The 14,471-nt window shown below is 31.6% G+C and carries 13 protein-coding genes; 4 read left to right on the top strand and 9 right to left on the bottom strand.

Annotation, left to right across the window (positions count from 1 at the left end; all coding sequences use genetic code 11):
• The first annotated feature begins 179 nt into the window (after nt 1-179).
• A complete protein-coding gene (locus tag KQI88_RS16100; RefSeq protein WP_216419069.1) occupies nt 180-365 on the top strand; it encodes a hypothetical protein in 186 nt (61 codons plus the stop codon).
• A 68-nt stretch (nt 366-433) separates the two neighbouring features.
• On the opposite strand, the gene KQI88_RS16095 is transcribed toward KQI88_RS16100, so the two are convergent.
• The 4 genes from KQI88_RS16095 to KQI88_RS16080 form a co-directional block, all read right to left on the bottom strand.
• Nucleotides 434-1,993, bottom strand: a complete 1,560-nt coding sequence (locus KQI88_RS16095) for a M56 family metallopeptidase (RefSeq protein WP_216419067.1) — start codon at nt 1,991-1,993, stop codon at nt 434-436.
• Nucleotides 1,986-2,369, bottom strand: coding sequence for a BlaI/MecI/CopY family transcriptional regulator (locus tag KQI88_RS16090; protein ID WP_216419065.1), 384 nt, complete (start codon nt 2,367-2,369; stop codon nt 1,986-1,988). Before KQI88_RS16090 ends, KQI88_RS16095 begins: the two co-directional genes overlap by 8 nt.
• Nucleotides 2,370-2,689: 320 nt before the next feature.
• Complete coding sequence (locus tag KQI88_RS16085; RefSeq protein WP_216419063.1) at nt 2,690-3,040, bottom strand: GIY-YIG nuclease family protein; 351 nt, start codon at nt 3,038-3,040, stop codon at nt 2,690-2,692.
• A gap of 3 nt (nt 3,041-3,043) precedes the next feature.
• The gene (locus KQI88_RS16080; RefSeq protein WP_216419061.1) at nt 3,044-3,523 is read right to left on the bottom strand and encodes a DUF6530 family protein; all 480 of its coding nucleotides are present in this window, start codon (nt 3,521-3,523) and stop codon (nt 3,044-3,046) included.
• Nucleotides 3,524-3,715: 192 nt separating this feature from the next.
• Between KQI88_RS16080 and truA the strand changes: the two genes are divergently transcribed.
• Entirely contained in the window at nt 3,716-4,453 is a 738-nt protein-coding gene (truA, locus tag KQI88_RS16075; protein WP_216419058.1) for a tRNA pseudouridine(38-40) synthase TruA, read from the top strand.
• Between the two features lie 309 nt (nt 4,454-4,762).
• Here truA and KQI88_RS16070 read toward each other — a convergent pair whose 3' ends face one another.
• The 5 genes from KQI88_RS16070 to KQI88_RS16050 all read right to left on the bottom strand — a co-directional run bounded on the left by KQI88_RS16070 (nt 4,763) and on the right by KQI88_RS16050 (nt 12,763).
• A complete protein-coding gene (locus tag KQI88_RS16070; RefSeq protein ID WP_216419057.1) occupies nt 4,763-5,182 on the bottom strand; it encodes a MarR family winged helix-turn-helix transcriptional regulator in 420 nt (139 codons plus the stop codon).
• Between the two features lie 11 nt (nt 5,183-5,193).
• A complete protein-coding gene (locus tag KQI88_RS16065) occupies nt 5,194-7,461 on the bottom strand; it encodes an ATP-binding cassette domain-containing protein (RefSeq protein ID WP_216419055.1) in 2,268 nt (755 codons plus the stop codon).
• A 422-nt stretch (nt 7,462-7,883) separates the two neighbouring features.
• Entirely contained in the window at nt 7,884-10,244 is a 2,361-nt protein-coding gene (gene hypD, locus KQI88_RS16060) for a trans-4-hydroxy-L-proline dehydratase (RefSeq protein WP_216419052.1), read from the bottom strand.
• Between the two features lie 4 nt (nt 10,245-10,248).
• Nucleotides 10,249-11,151, bottom strand: coding sequence for a glycyl-radical enzyme activating protein (locus tag KQI88_RS16055; RefSeq protein WP_216419050.1), 903 nt, complete (start codon nt 11,149-11,151; stop codon nt 10,249-10,251).
• A 133-nt stretch (nt 11,152-11,284) separates the two neighbouring features.
• Nucleotides 11,285-12,763 (bottom strand): sodium-dependent transporter, encoded by a 1,479-nt coding sequence (locus KQI88_RS16050; protein WP_216419048.1) that lies wholly within the window; start codon nt 12,761-12,763, stop codon nt 11,285-11,287.
• A gap of 371 nt (nt 12,764-13,134) precedes the next feature.
• Here KQI88_RS16050 and KQI88_RS16045 point away from each other — a divergent pair, with 371 nt between their 5' ends.
• On the top strand, nt 13,135-13,311 hold the full coding sequence (locus KQI88_RS16045; RefSeq protein ID WP_216419046.1) for an alpha/beta-type small acid-soluble spore protein: 177 nt from the start codon (nt 13,135-13,137) through the stop codon (nt 13,309-13,311).
• 177 nt (nt 13,312-13,488) lie between these two features.
• On the top strand, nt 13,489-14,466 hold the full coding sequence (locus KQI88_RS16040) for a diaminopimelate dehydrogenase (protein ID WP_216419044.1): 978 nt from the start codon (nt 13,489-13,491) through the stop codon (nt 14,464-14,466).
• The last annotated feature ends 5 nt before the right edge of the window (nt 14,467-14,471 follow it).

Below are 14,471 nucleotides of genomic sequence, written 5' to 3'. Positions count from 1 at the left end.
GGTACCATTATAAACATAAATAGTATTTTATAGATTTTTTTAAATATGGTGTTAACTCCTGATTCTTGTAACTTTTCATATAAAAACAAATAAGTTTCTATTGATATAGACATAACTCTTTAATATAAACTATTAGTAAGCCTAATAAATATAGTTTATATTAAAGGAGGTTGGAAAACATGTCAATGCTGAACTTTTTAATAAACTTTAGTCATTTTAATATAAATATTAGTATTAAAAAAGACATGACTAAAATAAAAAACAAGCCAGTGTCTAGCATTAAGCAAGAGCTACTAATTACAGAAGCTACAGCAAATATAGATGCAGCTCGAGTTAAATATCATTATTTGAGCTGTACTATGTAATATAGAAATAAAAAGGACGTAATATATCACGTCCTTTTTACTTTATCATCAAGAAATGCCTTTTCTAGTTATTCAGACATTATAGATATTTTTTCTGTCAATACATTTTTGAATAAGTCTAAATTTTTTGCAAATGCAGAAAGATCACCATACTTCTCCTCAAAAGTAGCCCTTTTGAATGTAAAGGTAGTATCATATTTGGAAAAATCTAGTTCTCCGCTAGATTGAGAAATACGATATGCAAAAGTTACCTCGTCAAGATTATCAATCATAGAAAACAGTACTAATGCATTTTTCTCAGAATTTAGTTCGATAGCAGAATCTGGTTTTGTAACTGGCCACTCCCCTTTATATTCAATATCTGATCCTGCTTCGTAGTATATAGTAAGATTATAGGGTTTTTCACTAGTTCTCATAGAAATATACTTTTGATCGAAATAATTATCGGGCACAGGCAGATGATTTACAATAGCGTAAACCTTGCTATTATCCCCTATGTATGGTGTCTTATATCTTGAAATTTCAGCTAAATTATATGCTGATTTTTTTTGTGCATTTTGTGTATATAGTTCTGATTCGGCCTTTTCTTTACTAGTTCCAACACCTGCTCCTAATATTATAGAGCTACTTATAATACCTACAAATAATATTACAGATGTGATTATAATAGTTTTTGACTTTTTACTATACTTCATAATCGATATCAACCTTTCCTTAAGAATACTCTTATCTTCGCTCATAGTAGCCTGCAATATTCCTGCAGAATATTTTTTCTTAGATACTATAGATATTAATGTATCACCATAAGCTTGTTTTTCTAGCGAATTAAGGTTTTTGATAACTGCTTCATCGCAAGCCAATTCACAAGCATGATTAATTTCTTTTTTTATAAAATACATAAATGGATTAAACCAGTGTAATGATGTAACTAGCATTGTTAACCATTTTATTTCAATATCAAAACGTTTAAAATGTGTAAGCTCATGGAGCAAAATATATCTAAGCTGATTTTCATCAAAGCTAATGTCTGGAATTATAATAGCTGGTCTTAAGATTCCAATTAGCATTGGTGTGGGTGCCCAAACATTACGCGACAGAATCACATTATGTCGCCCATCTAACAAATCATTTAATACTCTATTTTCTTCATCAGTAGCTAATTTATTAGTCAATTTTATTTTTTTCGTGAATCTTATATAACTAGTTAAGTTGACTAAAACCACCAAAATAGCGCCAAGTAACCAAATGTAAAATATATACTTATTAAATAAATCCCTAGAAAATCTACTATGGTCAACATCATCACCATAAATTCTATTAACAACATCTTCTTTAATATTAAACAAACTAGATACATTGCTTATATTTTGACTTGTACTAGGTTCTTCATCATATTCACCTTGGGAACTTATTACAACAGATGTCTGATTGTTATAAAACACTTTGTTCATAATACTATTTTCAAATGAAAACGGAAGTACAAGTCTTAATAACACTACTATCCATATGTAGTACTGTATAGACTTTGATAACTTATGCTTTATAAAGGGCTTAATAGCAAATATTAACCCTGCCAGAATACTACCTGATAAAGATAATGATAATATTAGCTTAATTGTTTCATTCATTACTCTCACCAACTTTAAATAGAGTACGTAACTCTTCAATATCGGCATCATCCAGCTTTTTTCTTCCTAATAGAGATGCTACAAGGTTTTTTGCACTTCCATCATACAAACGATCAATTAAATTTTGCGTAGTATATTCATTATATTCTGCCTCACTAACTAAAGGCTTATAATAAAACACATCTCTTTTAGTCGATAGAACTACACCCTTATTACAAAGTCTACGAAGTAGAGTTTTAATAGTAGAACTTTCCCAACCACTTGATTTTTCAAGTGGTTTTCTAATATCTGCAATAGGTAGTTCACAGCCAGCTTCCCATAATACACGCATTACTTCAACTTCTGAATCTGTTATCTTTGAAACTAATGATTTCATATTAATCTCTCCTTATAGGTTACAAATGTAGTCTTAATTTTAGTCTACACTTGTAACCTATACATGTCAATAATTATTTTTTAATATTGAAATTTTATTAAATTCCAAAAGAAGCCATTTTAAATTCCACTCTCTAATCCCTCTCTATTTTATTGAATCATATAACGTAATGTACAATAGGCATGATAGAAATATTCCTAGTCATCTTGGCAATTCAATAGAATTTTATTCTTCAATAAAAAGTAAAAACTGTAGTAAGTTTGCGAATTTACACAAACCCATCTACAGTCATTTACATTCTTTTTCACAATATAACATCTCTATTTTTTATAAAACTCAATGTTTTTTTGGGATAGTTTTTCTTCCCAAATCATTTGCAGCAAAGCTAAATCTTCCCTGTAATCGGTTTTAGATTCATCTTTTTCGTATTCGAGATTCTCAAGTATCTCAATCGTGAAGCTCCCTTCGCCATACTCATTCCATTCCTTTTGTAACTCTCGGTTAGGATGAGCCCCAGCTGCCAATTTAAATTTGGTGCCATTGATAGTTCCTTTCAAATCTTGAGTTGTTTGGATATAACACTTTTGATCGAAGTTAGAACGTATAATAAATATACCCATATCTGATTTCATCTGCTTGTATTGTTCCTTCAATTCTTTTCTTCTGTCCATGGATTAATACCCCATATCCTTTAATATTCTTGACAAGGTACGCAAGCGTTCTCCAATAAGCTCACCATCATCACTGAGCGCCTGGCTGAATAGTTTAATATCTTCATCAATTTTTTCATTATCAGTGCATACAGCTACTGTCATGGCATCCCCCTGTAATCCCACTCTATCTATAACAGGGTTTTCTGTATCATATAATTTTTCATATCTATAGGCATCCTGAAAATGAAGTTTAGTTCTACAAACAAGAATTGCAAGGTCAAGCACTCGATGTAGTGGTAATTCTTCAGACTGTCTTGACCATTTTTCTCCTGTATGTCTCCATACTTTAGCTGAAATATCTACCTTGCCTCTATCATTCCATTGAGCTAATCCTAAAGAAAGTCCCTTTGCATCTGTATTATATGCATACCTACCATCAACATTTTCATAGTTCTCAGATACAACGACTGGTTTATGCTTTAAATTAGTTGGTATTTTCATTATTTTTCCTCCTATTTTATTTACTAATTAGTAAATTAGTAAATTAGTAGACTACTAATTATAGTATAATCTTATTTATATATTATGTCAATAATATATAAATAAGATTACTCTTTTTATTACAAAATAAAGTTTATATAATGGTGTATATCCATCTTAGCATGTTATGATATATAAATAGGGAGTGATCTTATGAGAAATATTAAGCTAATAATAGAATATGATGGTAGCAAGTATAGTGGTTGGCAAAGGCTAAAGAATTCTGATCAAACAATTCAAGGAAAATTGGAAAGTGTTATCAGTGAGATGGTATCCTCACCTGTGGAAATTATTGGATCAGGACGAACCGATGCAGGTGTCCATGCTAGAGGGCAAGTGGCTAACTTTAAAACTAACTCTACTATGCCAATAAAAGATATCCATAAATACATTAATCATTATTTGCCACAGGATATTGTAGTAAAGAAAGTAATAGAAGTATCAGAAAGATTTCATAGTAGATATAATGCAAAAAGCAAAAAATATACTTATTATATTTGGAATCATTGGATTCCATCACCTTTTCAACGAAAATATAGTTATCACTTTATTGAAACTCTAGACATTGGATTAATGGAGGAGGCATCAAAAAAGCTAGTTGGAACTCATGATTTTATTGGCTTCTCTTCAGTTAAAAAGACCAATAAGTCCACTATTCGGACCATTGAAGAAATAACCATTATTAAGGAAGGAAATATGTTGAAATTTAGTTTTATTGGAGATGGATTCCTATATAATATGATTCGTATTATAATGGGTAGTTTGATAGAAATTGGTATAAGAGAAAAAGAAATTTTCTATATTGATGAAATACTAAAAACCAAAACCAGATCAATTGCTGGTAAAACACTTCCACCTCATGGCTTGTTTTTAGAAGAGGTATATTACTAAAATAACTTTTTACAAGCACTCTCTCAACTTGTGAAAAAAATCAAAATCAAAGAAGATAAGGTAGCAACTAGTTATTGTAGTTTGCTACCCTTTCAACTTCTAATTTTCCAACTCTTAATGACCTTTGAAACATACTCAACATGGGTTGGGGCAAGGAAATGATACTAGTGTACAAAAACAGGGATTTTTGCGTATCAGTATCCCCCTATCCTTCAATTAAAAAGATTTAATTATCATGGGTGCTACCACAAAAGAAATAGCCTAATCCAAAAAGTATAGAGGATAATTAAAGTCCTCAAATTCATATAATTACTTCTCCACATATGAATCAGTAATTTTCTTACATAGTTTTATAAAACAATACAGTTCTTCTTCTGTCAACGTATCTTCAATTAAATCCATGATTTCATTTCTGAACTTTTCTGATCTTAAAAGAAAATCCTTACCAGCAGGAGTAATGAGAATATCATAAGCTCTCCGATCAGCTTCCTTCCGTTTTTGTATAATGTATTTTTTCTCCAAAAGCCTTTTTGTTAACTTAGACATTCCAGCCTGTGAAATCCCGCGAATCTTGGCTAACTCTTTAGTAGTTTTAGAGCCTTGCTTATATAAAATATCCAGTACATTATACTGGGCTGTTGTCACTCCCTCAATATTAAAGCGATTAATATTACTTATAATCATACATTGAAAAGGGATATAATAATCCTCTAATTCTTTTTTCCCCATAAAGATTCTCCTTACTTAATATATTTCTTTAAATATTGTCCTGTAATAGAGGAATTGCAATTTATTAAATCCTTTGGTAATCCCTCAAACATAACTTTACCACCATTCTGTCCCGCCAAAGGTCCTAAATCAATGATCCAATCTGCCTGACTAATAACATCTAAATTATGTTCTATCACAATTACGGTACTACCTTGTTCAACAAGGCGGTCCAAAATTTTAAGAAGCTGTGATATATCTGACATATGAAGTCCAGTAGTCGGTTCGTCTAACACATAGATATTCCCATTACTTTCAAGTTCATCGGCAAGCTTTACTCTTTGCAGTTCACCACCAGACAAAGTATTTAATGGCTGTCCAAGTGGAATATAAGTTATTCCTACATCTGCCAGTTTTTTTAATGTTGTTGATATTTCTTTTTCATAGAAAAAATCTAAAGCTTCGTCAACTGTCATGTTTAAAACTTCACTTATATTTTTGCCACGTAATTTGTAGCTTAATGCTTCATCTATAAATCTGTCACCTTGGCAAACCTCACATACATTTACCACTGTATCCATAAATGCCAAATCTGTATATGTTACTCCCAACCCTTTACAGTTTGGGCATGCTCCTTGTGAATTAAAGCTGAATAAAGCAGGTTTTACATTATTTGCTTTTGAAAACAGTCCCCTTATTATATCAAATATTCCTGTAAAAGTAGCAATATTAGAGCGCTTTGAGGTTTTAATTGGCTTCTGATCAATAAAAATCGTTTCAGGATAAAATTTAGGTAACACATGATTGATCAATGTACTTTTCCCTGAACCTGCAACTCCAGTTACTACCGTCATAACCCCTTTAGGGATGATCACATTAATATTTTTTAGGTTATGCAAATTCGCATCTTTCAGAGATAACCATTCAACTGGGTTTCTGATATTCTTTTTTAACTGTGTTTGAGTGCATAGATATTTTCCCGTAATTGTCTCTGATTGCGCCAAACCATTTAAAGTACCTTGATACATGATTTTGCCACCATTTATTCCAGCTTGCGGTCCCATATCAATGATATGGTCTGCAATTTTGATTACATCGGGATCGTGCTCGACTATCAGAACGGTATTCCCCTTATCACGTAAAAGTTTTAATAGGGAATTAATCTTATTCACATCATGAGGATGTAATCCAATGCTCGGTTCGTCAAAAATATAAGTAAGATCTGTTAAACTACTTCCTAACTGTCGAACCATTTTTATTCGTTGTGATTCACCACCTGAAAGAGTTGATGTTTCACGATTTAAGCTTAAATAACCTAAACCAATTGAAACTAAATGTTCTAATCGATTGGCTACAGCCATGACGATAGTCGTAGCTTTTGGGTCTTTAATAGCACGAATAAAATCTACTAAATCAGTGATTTGCATTTCACCGCAATCTGCTATATTTTTATTGTTTATTTTACACTGCAAAACGGTTTGATTTAATCGAGTACCACCACAGACAGGACATGTTTCTTTACCAACAATCCTATCTATTTCTTTTTTATATTTGACTGATTCTCCCTCTTCCTTTTTTAGAAAGCTTCTTTCAATTCTTGGAATAAGACCTTCATAGAGTGAAGTTTTGGGCCATTCTGGATCAGAGGTAGTTACTTTAATATCTGATTTATATAAAAGCAATTTCAATTCGTCATCTGTAAAATCTTTTATTTTTTTATCGTTGTCAAAAAATCTCGAATGGATATATCTTTTTAACCTCCATGCCCCCAGCTCAAAAGTTGGAAATAAAATTGCACCCTCATTGAGAGATTTATTTCTATCCAATAACCGTTCAATATCTATCATATCAATCCTTCCTAACCCATCACATTTTGGACACATTCCCGAGGGATTATTAAATGAAAAAACATCGGAATAACCAACAAATGGTTTCCCTATACGAGAAAACAATAATCTTAGTAATGAGTATATATCTGTGATCGTTCCAACAGTTGACCTTGCATTTCCTCCAATGCGTTTTTGATCGATAACAATTGCAACAGATAAATTTTCAATAGCATCCACCTTCGGCTGACCATAGTGTGGTAAACGATGACGAATAAAACTTGAATAAGTTTCATTTAGCTGCCTTTGTGATTCTGCTGCTATTGTATCAAATACTAGAGATGATTTCCCTGAGCCTGAAACCCCGGTGAAGACAGTTATTTTTTTCTTTGGAATTTTCACATCAATATTTCTAAGATTTTTCTCTCTAGCTCCAACTACGTGTATATATCCTTCATTATTTTTCTTATTCATAAAAATCACCTTTCAAAAAGTTAATATCTTAAAACAAAATTACATAACCCGATAAATATATAACCCGGTTAAATAAATTTTACTACTGTTCTTTTTTATTTGCAATAACAATTGAATTTTTTTACACAAAAAAAGCTGGCCAAGGTCATACTATAACACCCCCAACCAGCTGATTTATTATTTCTTATTCAATTATACATTTTTCTACTTCTTTATAAAATGTTCATTATTTTCAACCAATACACTATACAAACGCTTTAAAAAGTACTCCTTCATTAATATGCTTATTTTTACACCTAACTTCCTCGTTATTTACTACTCTTTTCCTTGTTAAAAAACCACCGTCTCCGCATGACTCGTATGAGGAAAAATATAATATATCTTACAATCATAATGATTGTCTAGTCCATTTAAAATATTAATTAAAAATTAGAATGTTCTGTTCTAGCAATAATTTCATCTTGTAATGCTTTACCCAAATTATTAAAGTAGTCACTGTATCCTGCAACCCTAACAATTAGATTATTATATTCACTAGGATTTTTTTGTGCATCTCTTAATGTATTTCCATCCACTATATTTAGCTGTATATGATGACCATCCAATTTAAAATATGATCTAATTAAATCCTTAATCTTTACTAATCCATCTTCGTTTTGAACAATGCTAGGATTCAATTTTTGATTTAATAGTGTTCCACCTGTTCTTAAATGATCCATTTTAGATGCTGACTTTATAACTGCTGTAGGCCCATATTTGTCCGCTCCTTGCACTGGTGATATTCCTTCTGACAATGGTACTCCAGCTTTTCTACCATCTGGTGTAGCTAATACTATAGATCCAAAATAAACATGGCAAGTGGTTGGAAGCATTTCTATTCGATATGTTCCACCAGTTATCGAAGGTCTACCATTAACTGCATCATAAAAAATATCAAATACTTCTAGCATTAATTCATCGGCATAATCGTCATCATTACCATACTTTGGAGTTTTATTTAATAAAAATTGACGTTCCTTTTCGTAACCTTCGAAGTCAGCCTTCAATATTTTCAATAATTCTTTCATAGTTAATCTTTTCTCGTCAAAAACATTGTATTTAATAGATGATAAACAATCCGTAATAGTTCCAATGCCGACCCCTTGTATATATCTGGAGTTATACCTTGCCCCTCCAGCATTATAATCTTTAGCATTTTTAATACAATCGTCAATAACTACAGACATAAATGGTGAAGGCATATATTCAGCATATAGCTTTTCAATAACATTATTTCCTCTTACCTTTATATCTATAAAATGATTCAGTTGTTTTTTAAACGCTTCTAATAATTGATCTAAAGATTTAAATTCTACAGGATCACCAGTTTCTATGCCTATAAATTTCTGAGTTCTAATATCTATTCCATTATTCAAAGTAATTTCTAATATTTTAACTAAGTTTAAATATCCTGTTAAAATATAGGCTTCTTTACCAAAGGCACCAACCTCTACACATCCACTTGTTCCACCATTTCTAGCATCAATTATATTTTTACCTTGTCTTAATAGTTCTTGTATTACTGCATCGGCGTTAAAAACTGAAGGGAATCCCATTCCTTCTCTAATAACTTCTGCAGCTTTTATAATAAATCTATCTGGATTTCTCTTGCTTATTTGTACATTCGTACTTGGTTGTAAAATTCTCATCTCTTTAATAATTTCTAACAATAAATAAGAAACATCATTTACACCATCAGAACCATTAGGCATTACTCCACCTATATTAATATTAGCAAAATCTGTGTAAGTTCCACTTTCTGCTAAAGTTATGCCTACTTTTGGTGGTGCAGGTTGATTATTAAACTTAATCCAAAAACATTCTAATAATTCTTTTGCTTCTTCTCGAGTTAATGTTCCTTCTTCTATTTCTTTTTTATAGAATGGATATAAGTGTTGGTCTAATCGACCTGGACAAAAGGAATCCCAAGTATTTAATTCTATTATTACTCCCAAATGTACAAACCAATACATCTGTAGAGCCTCTCTAAAATTTCTAGGAGGATTTGCTGGCACACGTTTGCATATATCTGCTATTTCTAATAATTCTCTTTTTCTATTCTCGTTTTTCTCATTTCTCGCTAATTTTAAGGCTTTATCTGCATATCTATTCGCAAATGTTATTATGCTATCACAACAAATAAGCATTGCACTCAATTGCTCCTGCTTTTTGTAAGCCTCAGTATCATTATGATAGTCTATAGTTTTGAGCGATGTTTGTATATCTTTTTTAAAATCTAGAAATCCTTTTCTATATACCTTATCATCTAGTACCGTATGACCTGGTGCTCTTTGCTCCATAAATTCTGTAAAGATCCCAGCTTCGTAACAATATTTCCATTCATCAGTCATCTGGACAAATATTAAATCTCTAATTGATCTTCCCTGCCAATATGGCATTATTCTTTCTTGATGAGCTTTCTTTACTTCATCACTCACTTTAAACGAAATTTTTTCCCTATCATTCATTATTTGTAGATCTTCCATAGTATGGCAGCATAGTTCTGGATAGGTTGGTGTTACCTGTGGAGCAGAACCTCTCTCCCCTACTATTAATTCACCTTCATTAATAGAAATTTCTTTATTCTCCAATATATGTTTAAAAGTCAATGCTCTTAATACAGGAGTAGAAACTTTCCCTGCATATTTTTCATAAACCTGGGTAACTAATTCAGCTCTTTCAATTGATATACTAGGTATTGCAGTTACACTTTGCTGTCTTAGTTTAGCTACTCTTTCATTCATAACATTACCCTCCTACTTTTACATTTAATCCAAAATTTTTAAGCTTACTTGCTATTTTATTCATATATTGATCTGATGGAGTTTTGATATTAGACAAATCATATGTTTTTCCCAGTTTTCTATATTTATCTGTAGCGATATTATGATATGGTAGTATAGATATATCTGCTAGCTTTAACATGTTCATTAAGCGCCCTATGCCTAATATATTTTCATCATCATCATTAATTCCTGGTATTATAGGAACTCTAATCCAAACATTATTTCCTATCTTTACTATATTAGATAAGTTATCTAATATTTGTTTATTAGATACTCCTGTAAGCTCCATATGTTTATCATCGTCTAAATGTTTAATATCATATAGAAACAAATCTACATTTTTAGATAATTCGTAAACACTACTCAAAGATGAATATCCCGATGTATCTATTGCAGTATGTATGCCTTTTTCTTTACACTTTTTTAATATAGCATTAATAAACTCAAACTGCATTAAAGGCTCTCCACCTGATAATGTGACTCCACCACCAGACTCCTCATAAAATACCATATCTTTTTCTATTTCCTTCATTACCTCATTAACTGTCATACTTATTCCGACCATTTCTATAGCATTAGTAGGACAGTTTTTTGTACAATCTCCGCATAAGGAGCACTTTGCTTTGTCTATTATCAATTCTCTATCAATAAAAGTAATGCACTTATCTACACAACTATTATTACAGCTATTACAATATATACATTTTTCTATTGAGAAAATAAGTTCATTTTCGTAGCTTTGACTTTCGGGGTTATGACACCACGTACATTTAAGTGGACACCCCTTAAAAAACACTGTAGTTCTTATACCTGGTCCATCATTAATAGAATACTTTTGAATGTTAAATATAGTACCTGTTATCAAGTTTATCATCCTTTATTATTAAGACTTCATTTTCTCCTTTTTAGCTGCTAAATTTGCAAAGTAAATAAATCCACCAATGTTTATACCTAAGAATATCACCATCCAAAATAATGTTTTCATCTATATTCCTCCTTTACTCACCGTCTTTAGCATATACGGGGTTTTTTTCATCAATCCAGTTAGCTAACCAATTGTTAGCTAAATAAAATACTATACCAGCTATTACAAATTGAACTACAACAGTTCCAAAACTATCAACTACGAAAGGATTCCACCAATTGTCTGGATGCCATGTAATAGATTGATACATCCACCACCCTACAACTATAGTTAATAACACAGGAAATGTTTTTACTAAAAAGTTAAACCATTTTCCAATATGAATATCACTGTTTGGATTTACTATTTCTGTTCTAAATCTATCAACACCATATTTAAATATAGCAAGTGCAAACAGGAGTCCACTCACTAGTAAACCTATTCCCCATACCCAGTCTTGGTTGTTTAATATGTCAATACTGTAAGCAGAAGGGATTCCTAATATAAATACTGCAACAGATACTATCAAAGTGGCCTTTTTTCTTGAAAATCCTGCGTTAATAAAATTACGTACTAAAACTTCAGTTTGAGGTATAATTGAAGTTAGTGCTGCAAGGGATAGTGCTAAGAAGAAAATAATTGAAATTATTTGACCTCCAGGAATATTAGAAAATAGCTGGGCTAAATATACAAAAGTAAGACCATAATTACCAGATGATAGTGCCTCAACTGCTGCACCTTCACTAGCAGAAAGAGCAAAAACTGCTGGCAACACAGCTAATGCAGCGATTAACGCGCCTAGCGCATCCCCAAAAGTAATCATAAAAGCATTAACACCTATATCTTCATTTTCTTTAAAATAATTAGAATAAGTAAGCATCATAGCCCAGCCTGCTCCTGCCGACCAAGCAGACTGTGTAAGTGCATTAAGCCATAATTTTGAAGTGCCTAGTGCAGACCAGTCTGGAACAAATAAGTATTTTAATCCTAAAGAAGATCCTTTTTGAGAAATCGCCCATATAGCTGCAATTATAAGTGAAATAAATAAGGTTGGTATTGTTATTTTTGCAATTGCTTCTAATCCACCTTTTACTCCCCTATAAATAACAAATCCAGTTAAAAATACTGCAACCCCATGAAATAATATAGTTTCGTTAGGAGAGCTAATAAAGCCTTCCCATAAAGCGCTAGAATTAAATCCAGGCTTGATAACACCTTGTACAGAATAAACAAAATACCTCATTGCATACCCAAATACTACTGCATAGTAAAATGTTATTGCAGCGCAGACAAAAGTAATCCACCCGCCAAGCCATGTTTTCTTCTTACCATAAAAATCTCTGAAAGATCCAATAGCTCCTAATCGCGTAGTTTTTCCTATTCCCATTTCCATAATAAGTAAAGGAACAACCCAAATAAGATTAGTAATAGTATAGGCTAATATGAATGAACCTCCATGATTGCTTCCAACTATACGTGGAAATCTCCAAATATTTCCTGTACCTACTGCCATCCCCATAGCAGCTAAAATAACCCCTAATCTGCTTCCCCACCGTTCATCTTGCTTACTCATTCTATTCCCCCCTAATTAATATTTAACCTTATATCTAGCTTAGTTAGATAATAGATTGAATTTACTGATTATATATGCAATTGATATACCATAATTCATTAATTGCACATTATTTTTTAATATTATTGCAAAATCCTTTATGTATCTATATAATGTACAATATTAGTTAATTTTTATTTCCGAAAAGAACCATTATTATTTATATAGATACAAAAACGTCCCATTTTAAGGACGTTTTATTTTACAAGGTATTATTTTTAGGATTATTTTTAATTCAATTGACATGATTTGGATTCCCTAGATACGGATAACATTACACTGTTTTCAAATACTATTTAAAGGGGTATCTAAATTCAAAGGAGATGATATTAATGTCCAAGAAGAGACTGCTTGTTCCAGAAGCTAGACATGCTTTAGAAGAATTCAAGTTGGAAATTGCAAATGAATTTGGAGTAAACGATCCTAGACACCTAGCTTCAAAACATACAGGTCTAATAGTAAGAGATTTGGTAGAAATGGGTGAAAAACAACTTATAAACAAAAAATAATTTGTATATGTTAAAGGGCATTAGGGTATTTCTCTAATGCTCTTACTAATTTCTTTCAATATATTAAAACATCATCAATTTTCTGCATTTTTTATTCATAAAATATTATAAATAGCTATTAAAGTGATATAATTCTAGTATTAAAGTACTTATTATAATTTATTATGGGAGGGTCTTATGGATAATAAAATTAGAATTGGTATAGTAGGCTATGGAAATCTCGGTCATGGGACAGAACTGGCAATATCTCAAAATCCTGATATTAAACTTGTTGCTATATTTACAAGAAGAGACCCCAATTTGCTAGATTCAAAACCTAATGTAGTACATATATCACAAGTATTAGATTTTAAGGATAAAATTGATGTAATGATACTATGTGGTGGTTCTGCAAAGGACCTAGATGAGCAAGGACCTATGATAGTTTCTCACTTCAACACGGTGGATAGTTTTGATAATCATCAAAGAATTCCTGAATACTTTGAAAAGATAAATCAATCAGCAAAATCATCAGGAAAATTAGGACTTATATCTGTAGGTTGGGACCCAGGACTGTTTTCTCTTAATAAACTATTAGGTATCTCCGTTTTACCCCATGGTAAAAGCTATACTTTCTGGGGAGAAGGATTAAGTCAAGGTCATTCTGATGCAATTAAAAGAATAAAAGGTGTAAAAAATGGGATCCAATATACTATACCTATTAGGGAGGCATTAGATAAAGTCATGAATTATGAAAATATAGATATACCGGCTAATGAAGGACATAAACGAATCTGCTATGTATGTTGTGAAGAGAATGCAGATTTAGCTAGAATTGAGAATGAAATTAAAACTATGCCTAATTATTTTTATGGCTATGATACATCTGTATTTTTCATATCCGAAGAAGAATTAAAACAAAATCATAGTAAAATGCCACATGGTGGATTAGTTGTTCGAACTGGAACTACTGGAGAAGGCAATAAGCAAAAAATAGAGTTTAACCTTACTCTCGACAGTAACCCAGAATTTACTTCATCAATTTTAGTTGCCTATGCTAGAGCAGTATTTAAGCTGTGGCAAGAAGGCAAGACTGGTGCTATATCTGTATTTGATGTACCATTAGGATACTTATCTCCTATGAGTGGAGAAGAATTAAGAAGGAATCTATTATAATGATA

It is taken from the genome of Alkaliphilus flagellatus (assembly GCF_018919215.1).
GTDB lineage: Bacteria > Bacillota > Clostridia > Peptostreptococcales > Natronincolaceae > Alkaliphilus_B > Alkaliphilus_B flagellatus.
This window is presented reverse-complemented; position numbering and strand designations above follow the sequence as displayed.

Excerpts from the sequence above, each read along its gene's own strand:
- KQI88_RS16080 (WP_216419061.1), bottom strand. The coding sequence starts at position 3,523 with ATGAAAATACCAACTAATTTAAAGCATAAACCAGTCGTTGTATCTGAG.
- KQI88_RS16040 (WP_216419044.1), top strand. The coding sequence starts at position 13,489 with ATGGATAATAAAATTAGAATTGGTATAGTAGGCTATGGAAATCTCGGT.
- KQI88_RS16085 (WP_216419063.1), bottom strand. The coding sequence starts at position 3,040 with ATGGACAGAAGAAAAGAATTGAAGGAACAATACAAGCAGATGAAATCA.
- KQI88_RS16095 (WP_216419067.1), bottom strand. The coding sequence starts at position 1,993 with ATGAATGAAACAATTAAGCTAATATTATCATTATCTTTATCAGGTAGT.
- KQI88_RS16065 (WP_216419055.1), bottom strand. The coding sequence starts at position 7,461 with ATGAATAAGAAAAATAATGAAGGATATATACACGTAGTTGGAGCTAGA.
- hypD (WP_216419052.1), bottom strand. The coding sequence starts at position 10,244 with ATGAATGAAAGAGTAGCTAAACTAAGACAGCAAAGTGTAACTGCAATA.
- KQI88_RS16090 (WP_216419065.1), bottom strand. The coding sequence starts at position 2,369 with ATGAAATCATTAGTTTCAAAGATAACAGATTCAGAAGTTGAAGTAATG.
- KQI88_RS16100 (WP_216419069.1), top strand. The coding sequence starts at position 180 with ATGTCAATGCTGAACTTTTTAATAAACTTTAGTCATTTTAATATAAAT.
- KQI88_RS16050 (WP_216419048.1), bottom strand. The coding sequence starts at position 12,763 with ATGAGTAAGCAAGATGAACGGTGGGGAAGCAGATTAGGGGTTATTTTA.
- KQI88_RS16070 (WP_216419057.1), bottom strand. The coding sequence starts at position 5,182 with ATGGGGAAAAAAGAATTAGAGGATTATTATATCCCTTTTCAATGTATG.
- truA (WP_216419058.1), top strand. The coding sequence starts at position 3,716 with ATGAGAAATATTAAGCTAATAATAGAATATGATGGTAGCAAGTATAGT.
- KQI88_RS16045 (WP_216419046.1), top strand. The coding sequence starts at position 13,135 with ATGTCCAAGAAGAGACTGCTTGTTCCAGAAGCTAGACATGCTTTAGAA.